Raw genomic sequence first — 19,667 nt, forward strand, 5'->3', positions numbered from 1 at the left:
ACTTCGTACTTTCTAATGAAATCTGCTACTAGTTTATATATGAAGAGTTTGTAAATCGACTGTATCTTGACGATGATAAGCTTACAATATAATCATCTTTCAATGTCACCTTTCAAGTCGATGTTTTTTACTACAAAATTTTTCATTGAAATAAAAGGAGCTAGTAATCGTTATGGAGACACATCAAAAAGAGCTAATACCGCGTAAAAAGAACGGAAAGTTCACTACCCTCATTGAGGTATTTAGAGTATCTACAAAACTTGGCTTTACCTCTTTTGGAGGACCGATTGCACATCTAGGATATTTTCATAATGAGTACATACTGCGTCGGAAATGGATGGATGAACGAAGTTATGCTGATCTTATTGCGCTATGTCAGTTTCTACCGGGACCAGCTAGCAGTCAAGTCGGGATAGGCATAGGAATTGTAAGAGGAGGACTATTAGGCGGTGTTGTAGCATGGTTAGGCTTCACGCTACCCTCAATCATCGCCTTAGTGCTTTTTGCTTTTCTACTGCAAGGTTTTGATATAGGAAATTCAGGTTGGATTCATGGATTGAAAATTGTAGCTGTCGCAATCGTAGCTCAGGCCATACTCGGGATGGGGCAAAAGCTTACACCTGACCGTAATAGATTAACGATCGCAGTGATCGCTACAGTAATTACGTTATATTGGCAGACAGCATTTAGTCAGGTGCTGATAATTGTAGCAGCAGGTTTTATCGGGATATGGTTATATCAAAAAAAAGAAGAACATGAAGTTCATGAGTTGCATATTACAACAAGTCGTTCTGTGGCAATCGTCTGCTTATCCTTATTTTTCATCCTTCTTTTTGCATTACCTATGTTAAGTAAATGGGGCGGAGTCGAGTGGTTAACTATGTTCGATAGCTTTTACCGTACAGGTTCTTTGGTATTTGGAGGTGGGCATGTTGTATTACCACTTCTTGAGAGCGAAGTCATTGCTAATGAATGGGTAAGTGAGGCAGATTTTCTTACGGGGTATGGTGCTACTCAAGCTGTGCCAGGGCCACTATTTACATTTGCAAGTTATCTTGGAGCGATGGCTGGAGGATTATCCGGAGCATTTATTGCAACAACTGCAATATTTTTACCAGCATTTCTTCTTATTGCTGGGGCATTACCTTTTTGGAACGCCCTAAGAACTAATTTGAAGGTTAAAGGGGCTTTAGTAGCGATTAACGCAGCTGTAGTTGGTATTTTACTGGCTGCACTATATGATCCTTTATGGACAACTGCAATCTTGGAACCTAGTGACTTTGCACTTGCAACAATATTATTTGTTATGCTTGTATTTTGGAAACTTCCTCCATGGATCATAGTACTTACAGGTGCTGCAGGAGGTATACTGCTTAGTATTTGGTAATAATTCCAAAAAACGGTTAATCACCAAGAAGAATGATACAATGCAATATTATGGCATATATTAGGTTCATATCTATGATAGTGAGATACAGTCACAATATACTAGCTTATCCACGCCTTGACAACGGTGCGGATATTTTTTTGCCTAATTTCTCCCAAACTACTTCATCTGTCGTAGTAATTATGTTATACTTCAACTACTACGACAGATGAAGTAATTAAGGAGGGACACCATTTGTGATCAGCAGTGATGTTATACGTGGCTATAATGATACCCTCATCCTCTACATGCTGCTTGACGGTGAATCATATGGGTACGAGATTTCCAAAAATATTAGGCAGCTAACGCAAGAAAAATATGTCATGAAGGAGACTACTTTGTATTCCGCCTTCACCCGAATGGAGAAGAACGGGTACATTGAATCATTTTACCGGGATGAAAGCCAAGGTAAGCGACGCACTTATTATCGGATTACTAGGATGGGATTGACTTATTATAAGGAGAAATGTGAGGAATGGAAGGTTACGCAGGAGGTTGTAAACCAATTTATTAAGGAGTGGTGACAGAGCATGGAGACGATTAAAGTATATCTCGATAATATGTTCGCTGGTCTGCCAAAGACCGAGGAACTAGAGCATCTGAAGAAAGAGCTACTATCTGGTATGGAAGAGAAGTACCATGAGTTGAAGAGAGAAGGTAAGTCGGAGAACGAGGCAATCGGTATTGTTATATCAGAATTCGGTAATATTGAAGAACTGACAGCCGAGCTAGGTATTGATAAGAATAGACAGGAGTTTGATTTGCCTATACTGTCAGAAGAAGAGGCTTACGCATATACGACTGCCAGACGTAGCTCAGGGTTTTGGACTGGTCTCGGCGTTTTTCTTTGCGTGAGCGGGGTTGCACTATTAATTTTTCTTGATGCATTGTTTGAAAATAACTCAATTATGGGTGATAACAGTTCAATGGAAATGGGATTATTGTTGGGACTCATCGGAATGTTCGTGCTAATCGCGGTGGCTGTCGGAATGTTCATTTACAGTGGGATGAGACTTGACCGCTTCAAGAATCTGGAGCAAGGCTTCCAATTACCTTACTCTCTGAAGACGGACCTGCAACGTGGTCAGAACCTGTTCGCTCTGACTTATCGAATTTCAGTAATTATGGGTGTCTGTCTATGTGTGTTGTCGCCGACTTTAATTATTGCGGCAACATTTATCAACGATGACCTCATACTGTATGGAGTCTCTGCTTTTCTGGTGACTGTGGCTTTGGCAGTGTTCCTGTTCGTCTATTACGGTAATATTCAAGGAGCTTATACGAAACTGCTTGAGGAGCAGCAGACCTCCAAAGCAGAGAAGAAGGAATCTGAACGCATAATCGGAGCTGTAGCTGGAATCGTGTGGCCTTTAGCTACGGTGGTATTTCTGTTCACAGGCTTTGTCTATCAGCGATGGGACATCAACTGGGCTATATTCCCGATAACAGCCATCCTATTCGGAATGTTTAGTAATGTCTATCATATAATGAAGCGAAAAAAAGTCTCCTAAGCAAACAAACAGCCTGAATCCAGTGGAACACCTGGAATAAGCTGTTTAGTCTACTTCGATATTGTTTTATTGTTGCAATTACTAGTTAAATAACCAATCTTCTATGCTCATAATTGCATAAATTTTAGAAGCATTAGCTAGCCTTTTTTTGAACGACTTTCTTTTTTTTGAAGGTCGTTTTTTTTAACCCTCTATATGATAATTATATCGGATTAAGGCATATAGACTGTTTTTAGATGTTGAATATTCCAGCATTGCTTGTTTCCATCGGCAGTTATTAACTCCATGATTTGGCTGTTAGCCTTCTGGAGTAAGCCTATTTTATTAGGGTTATCTCCCATATCAAAAACAACTATATTGCCTTCGAATTTTTTACACTGTTCTGCAAATGTTCGAGATAAGGTGAAGTTGATTATTGGCAAGGTATGATTATTAAGAGAATATGGGGTGACATCATTGCTATATGGAATTAACCATTTCAAATGATTCATTGAAACAAACATCGCTTTGTAGACGGGAGAGTAGAATACGAAATAGTCATTCATAATACTAGTTAAATAGCCGTGGATAGATTTATTACCTGTAATATATATTTCTACAAAACTACCTTTTGCATGCTGTAGTGTTTTTCGAAAAGAGAGGTTATCCGTGTCAAGATCAATGGGAACTTTTGGAGGATTATCTGCTTCATTAATAGACGGTGAACCTTTTAAGCTTTGTATGTGGACTAACGGGATATAAAAGTAGCGCTGCTCGGATAATAATACAATTAGATCAGTTCCAACATCAATTAATGTTCCTATATATATGTTATTTCCAGAGATTTCTACTTCTACTTTTTCATTTATGAATGGGTAAAGATCATTCATATATAAAACCTCCAATTTTGATTATAGTCATTAAAATAACCAAGATACCCAGTAAAACAGAATAATTAAAGTGAAAATTACAGTGATCGGGATAACAATGGATGTTACCTTCAAATAGTCTCCCCAACTTATTTTAACTTTACCTTTCTTAAGAATGTGCATCCACATTAACGTAGCAAGCGTTCCAATCGGTAGTAGCAGTGATCCGATATCACTACCAATTACACTTGCTAGATATGAAATTTTCAGAGTAAGAGGATCTAGATTCATATTGGTTAAGGTAAGTGTTCCTACCATTAGTGCAGGATGATTATTGAATAAGTTGGAAAGGACAGACACCAGAATGCCCATCATGACACTCGCTTGAAGTAGATCTCCAGATATTATCGGTTGAAAAAAGCTTATTAGCATATCGGTTAACCCAATATTATGCAGCCCATATATAATGACATACATACTGAAGGCAAATATAAGGATATACCATGGTGTTTTCTTCAACATATCAGTAGGAGGGATTTTCAAGTAAATCCACCGCCAAGTTAGTAAAAAGATAGAACCAATAACTGCCATTAGTGGGACAGGAAAGTGGAAGTAGGACGCTACGAACAGACTAAGACGTACAAGAAATACAAATACTAATATATTTATCATGTACTTGGTTTGTTTCTCTTTCGGAATGAGTGGTCTGACTTCTTTTAAAGGATGATATCCTTTTTCAAAGGCATGATGCGAAAATCTTCTTGCTTCAGGTAACTTTCGCGGTAGTACGTGGTAAAAATAGGCAAAGAGCAATAATGAAAGGAGGACAAGCCCTAAAGTAGCGGGAACGAACATCATCGCTGTGTGCATGTAAAGATCCATATGAACAATTTTCAATGCAATCAGATTAACGATATTGCTAACTCCAATTGGTGCGCTTGAAGCAGTCGCGATTAAAGCTCCAGACAATAAATAAGGAATCTTTTGATGGTTTTTAAGTCCTATATTATGCAGCAACATCATTAATATCGGTGTTGTAATTAAAATGCTACCATCATTATTAACGAATAACGTCATTAGAAAACAAAGAAGGTTAGTTAACCAGAACAATCGGACACCTGAGCCTTTGGCGTATACCAACAATTTTTCAGCAGCCCAATGAAAGAAACCAAAACTTTCTAAAACGATTGCCATAACAATTGTAGCAATGATAGTCACGGCGGCACCGCCTATCGTTTCAGTTATGACTCCTAAATCGGTTACAGAAACGCTACCAGTAAGGAATACGATAATAGCACCAATAGTTGCTGGTATAGCCTCATTTACATGAGGACGCCAGAAAATGAAAGATACAGTACACAAAAAAGTAAGAATGGTAAGGGCTATCATAACATTGTGCATTAACTTCAACCTCTATTCACATAGAATTAGTCTCTTTTTCTCTCTCTCTCTTGAAGTTAAAGTTTCTCTTACTCTATGTTCATAGTACTCATCCTCCATCTTTAAGAGACTTATAGTCACATTTGTATTGTATGTACATGCATCCTAACAGGAGCTAAGCGGAATACCTATTTCTATTATTTTCAACGAATATCAAGTATTGATATATATCATTAGTAGATACATGCCATGGATAGCAAAATGTCATTTCACGAAGGATATCTAGGGGAAATGCCGAATATTTTAACAAATCATATTTCTAATAACAAAGTGAGGAACATAAGAGTTCCACAATATATGAAGTATAGTGACAAAAGTAATGATTGCTATGATAAAGATATAAAGCATTGCGTTAGAGAAATTATAGAGAAACTAAAAGGGGATTTTTAAGGAGAAAAACTAAAATGAGCGATGTACAGTACAATTTGCAATTCGAAAAACTATGTAATAATCTAACATTAGGCGAAATAATCGGTGTTCCCGAACCAATTTCGGGTGGACTCTTACATCGAATGTTTGCTATTGAAACAACGCAAGGAAAATATGCAATTAAAGCACTAAACCCTCAAATAATGTTACGACCAGTGGCAATGCAGAACTATATCAATTCAGAACGAATTTCTAATATTGCAGCTAATAATATCAATACACTTCCAGCGATTAAAGTTCACGGTACATCCATACATGAACTAGATGGTCAATTCTATCTTCTGTTTCATTGGATAGGTGGTAAAAGTTTGAAACCTCAAGAAATCAATAATTATCATTGTGAAAAGATCGGTACAATTCTTGCAGAAATACATATGACTGATTATTCTGAGTTAGGCATCCATAACGATTCTTTAGATGATCTTCAGCTATCGGATTGGAAATACTATTTGCAAAAGGGGCAGGAAAATAAGTTAGAATGGGCTAAAAATCTACTAGAGATCATTGATGATCTTGATATTTGGAATGTACGAGCTGTTCGTTCAGCTCAACTCCTTGCAAAGAATAGCGTTATAAGTCATAGAGATCTAGATTCCAAAAATGTGATGTGGGATAACAATACGCCGATAATTATTGATTGGGAAGCTGCTGGATTTATTCATGCTATGGTGGAAATGACTGAGACAGCAATTAACTGGTCTAAAAATATGGAAGGAAACATTGAAAAGAAGAGATTCACAGCATTTATTAGAGGTTATAAACACAGATATGGAGCATTAAATGAAAACTGGAACGTTATTTTTGATAATGGTTTTCTGGGGAAATTAGGATGGCTGGAATATAACTTAAAACGTTCATTGTGGATTGAGTGTACAGATGAAACTGAACAGCAACTGGGAACTGCTCAAGTGCTAGAAACAATTAACGAGATCATAGGCTATGCAAATATGATTCCTCAATTAGAAAAATGGATAACTAAGGAATAGGTATACGGGAGGATAGATAATAATGAGGGCATTATCAATTTCTTTACTTATTATTGTTGTTGTTATTTTATCTGGTTGTAATTCATCTGAACAGTTAAAGCCGATAAAAGAAGAAACTATTGATTTCGACATTAAAACTGCAATTGAAATGGTTGAAAAGAAAGAAAAACTTATCCTTGATATAGCGTTGAGAGAGAACCTTTCAAAAATTGATTATGATCAAGCAGAGAAAGCTTTGACCGAAGAGTTTGGTGATCGTGGTGAAGAAATTTTAACGATGTTCATTATAAATGATATGGATTCCATATCTGATACGTATGTAATGGCTGAGACATTTTATCCTACTGTTTTCCATGAAGGAATAGTTGTAACAGATGCGAGCATTTATAAGAGCTATTATGAGTATGAAAGTTTAAATATGACTAGATTAAGCATTAAAGAAGAATATATTGGTGATGACGAGAAGTTAAAAGGTTGGAACAGAGAATATATTTTCGATCAAAACGAAGAAGGTCAATGGGAATTCCATGGATTTTCTGGAACAGTGAATTTAATGGGAGAAGATTATGATATGGGTTATTTGGAGTTAAACTATTAAATGACATTAAATTACTGTTTATAGATAATAATCCTATTTCCGTTGATGAAGATCCAATAATTTTCAAATAAACATAAGATAGTTATAATTTAATTTTTGTGGTAAAATGTGTTTCGCGGTTGATGCTTTTATAAGTTTAATAGATTCAAGCAATCATTCACATAATTCAACAGTAGGGGGAAGCTAGTCTTGGTTTTTAGTTCAGTAATCTTTATATTTTTCTTTCTACCCCTTGTTCTTACCCTGTATTTCTCTGTTCCATTCAAATTCAAAAATAGTATTCTATTAATTTTTAGTTTAGTATTTTATGCATGGGGTGAACCAAGGTATGTAGTTCTAATGATCGTGTCCATAATCATTAACTATGGATACGGCATTTGGATTGAAAGGGCGGAGCACAAAGAGAAAAAACGAGTCTATATACTAGCGTTTGCAATCGTTGTAAATATCGGACTTTTAGGGTTTTTCAAATATGCTAACTTCGCCGTTAATGTAATCAATTCTGTCTTTCACACGACTCTTAAGTTGCAGGAGATACCACTTCCTATAGGTATTTCTTTTTATACGTTTCATGCACTCAGTTACTTAATTGATGTTTATAGGAAAAAAGAAAAAGCACAACGAAATCTGTTCAAATTGTCGCTTTATATTACCTTTTTCCCGCAACTTGTAGCAGGTCCTATTATTCGTTACAATGCTGTAGCTAAGCAACTGAGCAAACGGGTTTTCTCTTCAATACAATTCGCTGAGGGTATCCAACGATTTATTCTAGGCTTGTCCAAGAAAATACTGTTAGCTAACCCTCTCGGATCTGTAGCAGACAACGTGTTCATGAGTTCTACATCTGACCTTTCAACCGGTAGTGCCTGGATTGGTATTCTCGCTTATACACTACAAATCTATTTTGATTTCTCAGGATATAGCGATATGGCCATTGGTTTAGGTAAAATGTTTGGATTCGAATTCGCAGAGAATTTTAATTATCCTTATATAGCTAAAAGTATTTCGGAGTTCTGGAGACGCTGGCATATTTCTCTTGGGAGTTGGTTTAGAGATTATGTCTATATTCCACTAGGCGGAAGCAGAGTAGTTCGATGGAAGATGTATCGAAACTTGTTCATAGTATGGGCACTAACTGGGTTCTGGCATGGAGCAAGTTGGACCTTCATTGCTTGGGGCATCTACTATGGGGTACTTATTGCTTTAGAAAAAGCAGGTTTAGAAAAGCTACTTTCTAAAGTTTATCCATTAAACCATGTTGTCGTACTGTTGCTTGTCATGATAGGGTGGGTGTTCTTCCGGGCAGACAACTTTGGCTATGCAACAGATTTCATTGCTGCCATGTTCTATTCCCGTGGCAATGAAATATTCGATGCTCAAGCACTGTCATTGCTTTCTTTGAATTGGTTCTATTTCTTGATTGCTATTATGGTTTCTATGCCATTATTTCCGAAGCTACAGAAACTGAAATTTAATAAGTATATGACCAAAGTACAAGTCACGATAGCATTTCTTTTCTACTTTATCTTGTTCGCGGAAGTAATATTATATCTGATTAATTCAACATATAATCCGTTCTTATATTTCAGATTCTAAATATGTCACAACAAAGTTACCAAGGGAGTTTCTAAGTGAATAAATCTACTTCAATCGTTTATATGTGCACATTTCTAGTTATTATACTCGGCTTCTCAATTGCGACTGTTATTATACCGGATCGAAAATTTTCGACTAGTGAGAATAGAACGTTAAGTACGTTGCCTACGATCAGAGTCGATTCCTTAATCTCACGAAGCTTCTTCGAAGATATGAATCAGTATTTGAATGATCAAATTGTTTTTCGTGACGGGATGGTTAAACTATATCAGCGACAACAAAATTCCAAAATATTTAATGCTATGTTGTTTGAGAACATGCTTCACACAAATTCTCCGCTGAAACCGGAGGATGGGACAGAAGTTAAGGAATCACGAATTGTGTCCAAGCTTGTGTTGACCAACAATAAGTGGATGTTTCCAATTCCTAGCAAAGTCGTCTATACGAAACACATTGATGTTTCAACTACCAAATTAAACGAGGCAATAAAATTCGCCGAGGAACAAGGAACCGAAACTTATTTCGTATCTAACCCATCGAGAACAAAAGCATTAATGCATTTATATCCTACCTATTTACGAACTGATTCTTATGCGAAGTCCAAGGAATATTTCCTTTCTAAACTTGATAACAATATTAATGTCGTTAATGTTGGGAATAAGTTTGATACATTTACAAAAGCAGAATTGGAAGAGATGTACTTAGAGACCGATCATCATTGGAATATTAAAGGAGCATTCACTGCTTATCAAGAAATGATTACTCAAATTTCTAATAGGTCGCCTATATTCGAAGACGAGCCTATGACTCTAGATGAGATCAACATTTCTCAATTAGTAGACGGCAGATTTGAAGGTAGTTATAACAATCAGATTAATTTTGTTATTAATCCAAAGAAAGCAGATCGAACGATTATTTACGAGCCGAAAATACCTTTCGCTTTTTCTAATTTCGAAGTAATTAACAAAGATGGAACACAAACTATTACGGACTTTAACGATTTTTATGGATTTAAAAGAGGACGAAGTACGTATGCTTATGGAACCATCTATGGGGGGGACCGACAAAGAATCGCATATGAGAATCCGCAAGCAAACAATCAATTAAATGTTTTGTTGCTAAAAGATTCGTTCATGAATCCCCTAACTCCTTATTTAGCTCAGCATTTTAACAAACTAACCGTTCTCGATAATCGTTATTATTCGGAGTTTAGTTTGCAAAATGTACTAACTACAGAACATTATGATATGTTAATTATTGCTTTTCACGATGATAATCTGTTTAGTGGAAATTATGAGTTTGAGAAGAAGAACGACAATTAAGCTGTGTCTAAACCTTACTTTCAAAAAAGAGCTCCTGTCACCCATCACTAGGGTAGCAGGAGCTCTTTTTCTTTCAGAGTTTTAAATCAAGAATCTATAAAGTTCTCAATAAGGATTTTTTCAGAATGGTTTATGATATGTGATTTAGCTAAATATCGTTAAGCATTTACCATCACATTGGTCGCATCCTATGTCTAAAACTGATGCTCTATAGTATCGTAATTTAGAATTCTCTCTTGTGAATTCAATATCCCAAAACATTCATAAGTATGTAAATCTACAATGGCAACTCAATAGTCACCGAATAGTTCAATTGTATACAATTTGCTATCAACAAATACAGGATACTCAAGTATTGCTTCGTTTTCCCATACTTCATATTTTTCCTTCCAATGAATCCCCTCGGAATAATTCGTTCGAATTTTGATAGATGCTCCAATAATATCGTCTAATCGTACAATGATTTCTAATGAATAGAATCTAAATTCTATTTCGGAGAAATAACCATAATGGGTCATCTGAGCGTTAAAGTAGTCATTCCAGCATTAGTTCTTTCGATCATAGTGAAATAGTATAAAACTTATACATAAAATGTCAATTTAAACAGATTACTACAAATAGAGGAGTGATTGAATGCAATCAACAGGCTTGATACACCAGTTGTTCGAGCAACAAGCGGATCGTACGCCCTATCGTGAAGCGGTAAGATTCGAGGGGGTTGCGGTGACATACGAGGAGTTGAATCGCCGCGCAAATCACCTATCTTATCGGTTACGTTCGCTTCGTGTAAGACCAGACGTACTGGTTGGAATATGTATGGAACGTTCGATTGAGATGGTCGTCGCTCTTTACGGCGTCTTGAAAGCCGGGGGTGCATATGTGCCGCTGGATCCGGATTATCCGAAGGATAGACAAGACTATATGATTAAGGACAGCAAAGTAAGACTAGTCATTACGCAGCATCATTTTGCGAAACAGTTTGATGGGTTCGACGGTGATGTACTGATATTAGATGAATCAGAATCATTGGATAGATATGGAGAGGAGGAAGGGAATCCGAATATTAAGTTAGATGACAACCATCTTGCATATATCTTCTACACTTCGGGATCGACAGGTAGGCCCAAGGGTGCGATGAATACTCACGCCGCTATTCGGAATCGAGTTCTTTGGCTACAGCAAACTTTCCAGATGCAGCAAGATGATAAACTTCTTCAGAAATCTCCTTACAGCTTTGACGTATCCGTATGGGAATTTTTCTGGCCCCATATGTGCGGTGCATGTCTTGTCATGGCCAAGCCTAAAGGCCATCTGGATACTGCATATTTATGGGAGGTCATTAAGCATGAATGTATCACATTCGTACAGTTCGTCCCGACGATGCTCCAAACATTTTTGAGTGAGGATCAGACCGATGATCTCCCATTCCTAAAACATGTTTTTTTATGCGGAGAGCCGTTGTCTTCAGCATTAAACGAACGCTTCTGTCGTACGATGTCTGCACAACTTCACAACTTATATGGTCCAACCGAGGCAGCTGTATTCATTACTAATTGGACCAGCGACCGCAGCTTAGAACGTTCTGTCATTCCTATTGGGGCAGCGATCCCCGAAAACGCAATGTATGTCTTAAATGACCGCTATGAACCGGTCGCACTTGGTGAAATCGGAGAACTCTTTATTAGTGGCATTGGGCTTGCACGCGGCTATTATGGTAGACCGGATTTGACTGCTGAGCGATTCGTTCCCGATCCATACAGTAAGCAACCGGGAGCAAGAATGTACCATACAGGCGATCTTGGACGTTGGCTACACGATGGAAATCTAGAGTGTCTTGGCCGCAACGACGATCAGGTCAAGGTAAGGGGGTTCCGAATTGAGCTCGGAGAGATCAGCAATGTGCTTGAACAACATCCAGGCGTTCATCAAGTCGTAACAGTCGTCCGCGAGGATCAACCTGGTGATCAGCGAATTGTCACCTATTTTTTACCCAACCATACAATTTCCCCCTCCATAAGTGAACTAAGAAACCATCTTCAACAGCATTTACCAGACTATATGATCCCTTCATACTTCGTGGAGATGGAAATCTTCCCGCTAACCGCTAGTGGCAAGACAGACCGGAAGTTATTGCCGAGTCCTACGGTATCACGCCAAATGATTGGGCAGGAATATGTGCCGCCAGAGACTTATATTCAGAAGGAGCTTGCCTTAATCTGGTCCGGATTCTTCAGCTTTGATCAAATCGGGCTTGACGACGATTTCATCGACTTAGGTGGTCATTCTCTTGTTGCCACTCAGATTCTTGTCCGGTGCGAGCATCACTTTGGGCTGAAGGTATCGTTGAAGGATATGCTTACGCAAGGAACGACGATTCGCTCCCTCGCATCGATCCTAGAAGCCAAATTGCTTGCAGAGACTGATGATGCTGAAATCGAAGCGATGCTGAGCGAGATGGAACATCTTTCAGAAGCTGAAATCGAGGCACTGTTGAAGTAACAATCAACAGAAGTCAGGAGGAGAAGATTCGTGGCAAATTTTGTTCTTAGTACGCACATGACAAATGGAGATGTGCTACCATTCCTGCGGTTAGCGTCTGCACTTCGCAGACGTGGTCACAAGGCGACGCTAGTAACTCACGGCGCATTTGCATCGCTAGCTGAGAAGTCAGGCATAGCATTTCGCGGCATTGATAGAGCTGAGGAATATACAGAAATTATGAAAGATCTCTACATGATGGAGGATCCTCTCAACAAACCAGATCTCTATGAAGACTACCAACGCAAGTATTATTCGAAGGAGAAATTTCAGAAGGAGTATGACATCCTAACGGAGCTGTGCCAAGAGGAGAATTCCGTTCTGATTTGTAAAGATCGCGACGGCTTTGTAGCAATGATCGTCTCTGAGATGATGGCGGTTCCCATCGTCACCGGTGTGCTTGCCCCAAGCTATGTGACACAGCTACACATCTGGGAAGAACTTGGACTTGATTTTGCGATATCGCTAATAAATACATTCCGCAGAGATCTTGGACTTACTCCAGTCTCGAACTGGATGTCGTGGATGGGTGCAGTGAAAAAAAATATAGGCTTCTGGCATGAGAGCTTCGATGCTGCCGTTGAAGCTCCTGAATGGGCACTGAAAGTGGATACTGTTGGATTCCCACTAGCTGATGTTATCGAATACGAACCTTTACCAATTGATTTACTAGATTTTATTAACGCTGGTGAGAAACCGCTTTTGATTACAGGTGGTACAGGGAAAATGATCAAACCTAACTTCTACCAGGCGGCGATCGAGGGCGTTAAGCTGCTGGGGCAACGAACTATTCTAGTCACTAGACATGAAGAATTCATAGAAGGCGAATTGCCTGATTATATCCGCTGGTACAAAATACTACCGCTTGCAAGTGTATATCCGTTAGTCAGCGGTGTCATCCATCATGGTGGGATCGGTACAATTACGGGAGCTATGACCGCGGCAGTACCGCAACTTGCGCTCGCAGCAGATACGGATCGACCTGATAATGGAATGCGGATCAAACAACTGGGCATAGGAGATTATCTGCCACCTATACAGTGGGAACCTTCCATGATCGCAAATAGTTTGAAAGACATTCAATCTAACGCAGTACAGGAACGTTGCCGTCAGTTGGCCAAGGTCATAGCGGAGCATGATACGATGACTTCGGCTTGCTCATCCATCGAATCGGTAATCGGCAACCTTGATTATGCCATAGCCTCTGGTCAGCTGAGTGCTGACTATATCGCAGCGCAGCAACAGCAGTCTTTATTAAGCATAGTGACAGTAACCGATCATCGCCTGAATACAAAAAATCAGTCACTCACATCAGGTAAGCGTTCACTGCTTGCGCAGCGACTGGTGCAGCGCCAACTCGGTAGACATCGGTTGATTCCGAAGGAGGAGCTCTATGACTAAGACAATTGATCGACTCGAGCAGCTATCACCCGAACGCCGGGCGCTCCTAGCACTAAAGGCTAAACAACAGAAAGCTAAGGCGGCTGCAGCCACAGCCGTCATTCCCAAGCAACCTAGAGAAGAGGGTGAGAATAAATTTCCACTCTCATTCCCACAACAGAGAATTATGTTCTTCGAAGAGTATATGCCTGGGACTGAACGATATAATTTTGCCAACGGTTACAAGCTGATTGGTAAGCTAGACGTCACTTCCTTGCATAAAACACTTAACGAGATCATTAAACGCCATGAAATTATGCGCGCTGTTATTTCTTACGAGAACGACGATTACGTACAGATCATTCGACCAGAGTTTACAATTGACCTCCCGGTTATCGAATTGATCGATGAAAACAAAGTCTTCGAGCGTATGGAGAAGGAAGCCACGGCACCATATGATTTCCTGAACGGACCACTTGTGAAGGCGACACTATTCCGCCTAGATCCTGAAAAGCATGTACTGGTTTGGATGACGCATCACTTGATCTATGACGGCTGGTCTGCCGACGTATTCGACGAAGAGCTCCCAGCGATTTATCGTTCCTTCGTTCTAGAAGAACCGTTGGTACTACCAGAGTTGCCGATTCAATATCCGGACTTTGCCGTCTGGCAGAGGCAATGGATGACAGGAACGGAATATGATAATCAGCTGAGCTACTGGAAAAAGAAGCTGACGCCAGTACCGGCGACACTTGATCTGCCAACTGATTATCCGCGACCCTCGATTCAAGTTGAGCGCAAAGCAGGTTTCTTCAGCATGTCACTAGAACCTTCATTCTCACAGCGGATCCGCGATGCGAGTAAGCAACTTGGTTGCACGTCGTTTGTACTGCTTCTAGCTGCATATAAGGTGCTACTTGCAAGCTATAACGGAAAGAAAGAGATCGTTGTGGGGACACCCATGGCGAATCGAGGAAAGCAGGAAATCGAGAAACTTGCAGGTTTTTTCGCAAATACTGTGGCACTTCGCTCTGCAATTGACATGGGTGGTACCTTCAGCGACTTTATTGCGGCAGTTCGCGACACAGTGCTCGAGGCAAACGATCATCAGGATTTGCCGTTCGACAGGCTCGTTGATGAGGTGAATCCAGATCGTGTAATTGGCCATTCACTTTTCTTTGATACGATGTTTCTGTTCGAACGCCATGGTCAAGCAATGGTCGATCTACCTGACCTCCAAATTGTACCGTTCGTGGGTGATCGCACGAGAGGAGGAATGCTGGATTTAACGATGACAGTATTTGAGAATCAGAAGTTAGGAATGGAAGTAACTTTGACTTACCGCCTAGATCTATTCCGCGAATCAACAATCCAGCAAATGGCAGACCATTTTTGCAATATTCTGGAGCATGTCCTTGACAATTCAGAGCTGCCGCTTTATACAGTTGCAGCTCTTTCCGGAGATCAGCTGAGGAAGGTATTAGTCGATTGGAATGCCATAGAGACTTCACCGGCAGACCTCCAATTTCCACATCTGCTAGCGGAACGCCAGGCGAATCTTACACCTACAGCTATAGCCGTATGTTCTGAGGGGAATATGCTTACTTATCAAGAATTGAATGAACGAGCTAACCGCTTAGCGCATTATCTGCGACGTATGGAAATTGGACCGAATCATACTGTAGGTCTCTACATGGAACGAACAGTCGATATTATCGTTGGCTTGCTCGGTATCTTGAAGGCAGGGGGCGCATATGTGCCGCTCGATCCTAAGTTACCAGTAGATCGTTTGCGAATGATTGCCCAAGAAGCGGATGTATCCGTCATTGTGACCGAAGATTCCTTAGCGGATCTACAGCCACAATTCGATGATAAGGAATCAACACCAATACGCATGGTTTCACTGGACAGTGACTGGGTTACGATAGGTCAAGAAGATTCAAGTAATCCAGAAGTAGTCTCGAAGCCGAGTGATCTTATGTATGTTCTATTCACGTCAGGTTCGACGGGAACACCTAAGGGTGTAGCGGTCGAACACCGAAATTATGCCAATTATTTCGAAGGAATCATGCAACGTTTGGAGCTGAGGCAAGGCTTGAGTTTCGCCATCGTCAGCACGCTTGCAGCTGATCTGGGAACTCCAATGATCTGGGGAGCTTTGGCAACAGGAGGAACACTGCATGTCATCCCGTACGAACGAGCCGCCGACCCTGATGCCTTTGCTTCTTATTGCGAGACGTATCCAATTGACGTCATGAAGATCGTACCAAGCCATATGGAGCTACTTCTCGGAGTATCGAAACCCAGCGTCATTATCCCGCGTGAATGTTTGATTTTAGCAGGCGAAGCCTCACATTGGGGAACAATCGCAGAAATTCGTCGTCTTCATCCGGGTTGCCGAATTCAGAATCATTATGGACCTACGGAAACGACTGTTTCCGTGCTAACTTATGAGGTTCCAGTTGGTGGTAACGAGCAAGATCATCAAGCGGTACTTCCGCTAGGACGTCCGTTACCGAATGCACCTGCGTATGTCCTTAACGATTATCTTCAACCGGTTCCTGCTGGTTCAATTGGCGAGTTATATATAGGCGGCAGCGCAGTGACCCGCGGTTACTACGGCAGACCAGATTTGACAGCTGAGCGATTTTTGCCGAATCCATTTAAAGACCAGTTGGGAGATAGAATGTATCGCACTGGTGACCTCGTTCGCCATTTACCTAACGGGACAATTCAGTTTATTGGAAGAATGGACCAACAGGTTAAGATCCGTGGGTACAGGGTCGAAACCGGTGAGATCGAGCATGTTCTCCTGCAAGTAAAAGGATTGCATGACGCGGTCGTGACAGTTCGCGAAGATGAACCTGGAGACAAACGATTGGTTGCATATCTGGTACCCGAGCATCACTTCGTATCGCCCAGTCAGGACATGTCTCTGCTTGGAGCACAGATTGATCTAAAGGCAATTCGAAAGTACTTGAAAAGCGTTTTACCGGACTATATGTTACCTTCTGCTTTTGTCGAGATCGAACGACTACCGCTTAACGAAAACGGGAAGCTAGACCGTGCCAAGTTACCAGTTCCAAGTAATGAAAATCGTGTTGGCGATAGCGGATTTTCTGCACCAGAGACCAAGGAAGAGCATCAAATCGCCGCTGTTTGGAGTGAGGTGCTAGGTCTAGATAAAGTAGGGGTCAACGACGAATTCTTCGACCTAGGTGGAGATTCGTTCAAGGCGATTAAAGTTGTACGCAAGATGGGCAATTCGTTCAGCGTCATGGATCTCTTCCAATATCCGACGGTTCGTGAACTGGCGGAGCACCTTACATCCGGTGCGACGCGGAGCGACGACTTATTAATCGAATTTAAGAAGGCATCCAATATCGGGGGCAAAGCTATTACACTAGTATGCGTACCGTATGGTGGCGGTAGTGCGATCACTTTCCAACCGCTGGCCAAAGATTTACCACCCAACTATTCCTTGTTTGCCGTCGAATTGCCCGGGCATGATTATAGTCGACATGGTCAGTTGTTAGCCTCGCTAGATGAAACTACTTCTCGGATTGCTGAAGAAATTAAAAGCAAGGTCAAGGGTGAAGTATATCTCTATGGACATTGCTTAGGTGGCGCAATGGTGCTTCGTACAGCGCTGTTGCTGCAGCAAGCGAACGTAGAAGTAAACGGGGTCTTTATGGCGGGTACTTTCCCAGGAACTAGACTGCCATTTAAGCTGACGGAAAGGTGGCATCGAATGTTCCCGAGCGAGAAGTGGACATCTGATAAGTTCGCACGCGATATGCTCCGCGCTTTCGGTGGCTTTGATGACGAAATCTCTCCAGAAGAGCAGAAGTTCGTCCTTCGTAACTTGCGCCATGATGCTCGAGAAGCGGAGGATTATTACACTGCGCTCTACGCACTGCCAGAGAAACCGAAGCTAAAGGCTCCAATATCTTGCATTGTGGGCGGCGCCGATCGAATGACCGAGTTCTACGAGGAACGATATTTGGAATGGCAGGATTTCAGCGAGGATGTGGGATTACATGTTGTTGAGCATGCCGGGCATTATTTTCATAAACATCAATCCAATCTTGTCGTCAAAATCATCTCGCAGCAGATTCGCAATTGGGATGAAAATAGCGACTATGAGGGAAAACAATCGACTTTGAATCACTTCTCTCGTATCAATTCTGCAACTCAACATGCAACGCAACAAGAGCAGGATAAAAGGGGTGTTCAGCCAAGCGTAAAATCATTTCTGATGGTAACGTTATGCTTGATCATTGCCACGATAGGTACTTCGCTGACCGGATTCGCATTAGGAATATGGGTATACGATCGTACTGGATCAATCTCGGATTATGCGACGATCTCGCTTTATGCAATTTTGCCAACATTACTGCTACTTCCTCTAGCCGGTGCGGTTGTGGATCGCTACGATCGACGAAAGGTAATGCTTGCAGGACAGATGTTAGCGTTATGCTCATGCATCTTTCTTGCGACTATGCTTTATTTGGATGCGTTGTCGCTATGGGCGATATACGTGGCTGCGGGCGTGGGATCAATCGCTGGAGCTTTCACGATGCCGGCCTATCAAGCTGCAACAGCGCAACTCGTGCCTAAAAGGTACTTGGGACACGCGAACGGATTAGGACAGCTCGTTATGTCCTTGAACGGAATTATGGCACCAGCACTTGGTGGTGCTCTGGTCGTATTGATTGGACTGCAAACAATTGTCATACTCGATTTGGTGTTGATTAGTTTATCGATTATCATTTTGTCTCTAATCCGCTTCCCGAACCTGATGTTCAAAAAGCGCGAGGAACCGATGATCAGAGAAATTGTCGGAGGATGGAAATACATCATACAAAGGAAGAGCTTGATTGCGATGGTCGTGTTTTTCGTAGTCGTCAATTTCTTCATGAGCTTATATAACGTGTTGACGACACCTTTTCTACTACAGTTCATGACAGCTGACAAAGTAGGCATTGTTATTGCATTTGAGGGTGCAGGACTATTAATTGGTTCAATACTCATGTCGATATGGGGTGGCTTCGACCGCAGAGCGGACGGAATGGTAGGTTTCGTTATGTTGACTGGAGTATCAATCGTGATTGTTGGCATCTATCCATCACTTGTAACTGCAGCCATCGGATTATTCGGATTTGGTCTAGCGCTTGCGCTTATCAATACACACTGGCTTTCATTAATACAGACAAAGGTTGGGCTTGAGCTACAAGGACGCGTATTAGCAACGAACCAAGTTATGGCCTTCAGTATGCGTCCGCTTAGCTTCCTACTTGCAGGACCACTTGTTGCATCTGTTTTCGTTCCGCTAACATCGGCGTTACCAGCTGGTATAAATTCTAAAGGATTGTTTGGAACGGGAGATGGGATGGGCATCGGGCTGCTGATTACTTCGATTGGTGTCATCTTGTTCGTCTGGGGATTACTCGGCATGAGATATCGGCAATTGCGTCATATGGAGACTATATTGCCAGATGCAGTACCGGATGCCGTCATTATTCGAGATAAGGATCAGTTGCAGCACCAAGCAGATCGCCAAATAGGAGTAGGAATCTAATAGATGAATAAG

At 41.0% G+C, this 19,667-nt stretch carries 12 protein-coding genes and 1 pseudogene; 11 read left to right on the forward strand and 2 right to left on the reverse strand.

What is annotated here, in order from left to right:
• Window positions 1-172 precede the first annotated feature (172 nt).
• From NV377_RS04055 to NV377_RS04065, 3 genes are all read left to right on the forward strand, one after another.
• The gene (locus tag NV377_RS04055) at window positions 173-1,387 is read left to right on the forward strand and encodes a chromate transporter (RefSeq protein ID WP_258199876.1); all 1,215 of its coding nucleotides are present in this window, start codon (window positions 173-175) and stop codon (window positions 1,385-1,387) included.
• 236 nt (window positions 1,388-1,623) lie between these two features.
• Window positions 1,624-1,950: a PadR family transcriptional regulator gene (locus NV377_RS04060; RefSeq protein WP_258199877.1), complete on the forward strand. Its 327-nt coding sequence runs from the start codon at window positions 1,624-1,626 to the stop codon at window positions 1,948-1,950.
• 6 nt (window positions 1,951-1,956) lie between these two features.
• Window positions 1,957-2,937, forward strand: a complete 981-nt coding sequence (locus tag NV377_RS04065; RefSeq protein WP_258199878.1) for a permease prefix domain 1-containing protein — start codon at window positions 1,957-1,959, stop codon at window positions 2,935-2,937.
• A 212-nt stretch (window positions 2,938-3,149) separates the two neighbouring features.
• On the opposite strand, the gene NV377_RS04070 is transcribed toward NV377_RS04065, so the two are convergent.
• Window positions 3,150-3,806 (reverse strand): YwrJ family protein, encoded by a 657-nt coding sequence (locus NV377_RS04070; RefSeq protein WP_258199879.1) that lies wholly within the window; start codon window positions 3,804-3,806, stop codon window positions 3,150-3,152.
• A gap of 30 nt (window positions 3,807-3,836) precedes the next feature.
• Window positions 3,837-5,186, reverse strand: a complete 1,350-nt coding sequence (locus tag NV377_RS04075) for an arsenic transporter (RefSeq protein ID WP_258199880.1) — start codon at window positions 5,184-5,186, stop codon at window positions 3,837-3,839.
• Window positions 5,187-5,629: 443 nt separating this feature from the next.
• On the opposite strand from NV377_RS04075, the gene NV377_RS04080 reads away from it, so the two are divergent.
• From NV377_RS04080 to NV377_RS04110, 8 genes and pseudogenes are all read left to right on the forward strand, one after another.
• Window positions 5,630-6,640, forward strand: coding sequence for an aminoglycoside phosphotransferase family protein (locus tag NV377_RS04080; RefSeq protein WP_258199881.1), 1,011 nt, complete (start codon window positions 5,630-5,632; stop codon window positions 6,638-6,640).
• A 22-nt stretch (window positions 6,641-6,662) separates the two neighbouring features.
• The gene (locus tag NV377_RS04085) at window positions 6,663-7,238 is read left to right on the forward strand and encodes a hypothetical protein (protein WP_258199882.1); all 576 of its coding nucleotides are present in this window, start codon (window positions 6,663-6,665) and stop codon (window positions 7,236-7,238) included.
• Between the two features lie 189 nt (window positions 7,239-7,427).
• On the forward strand, window positions 7,428-8,834 hold the full coding sequence (locus NV377_RS04090; protein WP_258199883.1) for an MBOAT family O-acyltransferase: 1,407 nt from the start codon (window positions 7,428-7,430) through the stop codon (window positions 8,832-8,834).
• Window positions 8,835-8,869: 35 nt separating this feature from the next.
• Entirely contained in the window at window positions 8,870-10,156 is a 1,287-nt protein-coding gene (locus NV377_RS04095; protein ID WP_258199884.1) for a DHHW family protein, read from the forward strand.
• A 633-nt stretch (window positions 10,157-10,789) separates the two neighbouring features.
• Window positions 10,790-12,655, forward strand: coding sequence for a non-ribosomal peptide synthetase (locus NV377_RS04100; RefSeq protein ID WP_258199885.1), 1,866 nt, complete (start codon window positions 10,790-10,792; stop codon window positions 12,653-12,655).
• Between the two features lie 30 nt (window positions 12,656-12,685).
• Window positions 12,686-13,108: pseudogene (locus NV377_RS25875) on the forward strand (glycosyltransferase); the annotation flags it as partial.
• Window positions 13,109-14,095 (forward strand): glycosyltransferase, encoded by a 987-nt coding sequence (locus NV377_RS04105; RefSeq protein WP_258199886.1) that lies wholly within the window; start codon window positions 13,109-13,111, stop codon window positions 14,093-14,095. It begins immediately after the preceding pseudogene.
• Window positions 14,088-19,655, forward strand: coding sequence for a non-ribosomal peptide synthetase/MFS transporter (locus tag NV377_RS04110; RefSeq protein ID WP_258199887.1), 5,568 nt, complete (start codon window positions 14,088-14,090; stop codon window positions 19,653-19,655). The genes NV377_RS04105 and NV377_RS04110 overlap by 8 nt, the downstream gene beginning before the upstream one ends.
• The last annotated feature ends 12 nt before the right edge of the window (window positions 19,656-19,667 follow it).

The sequence above is a fragment of the Paenibacillus endoradicis genome (assembly GCF_024721975.1).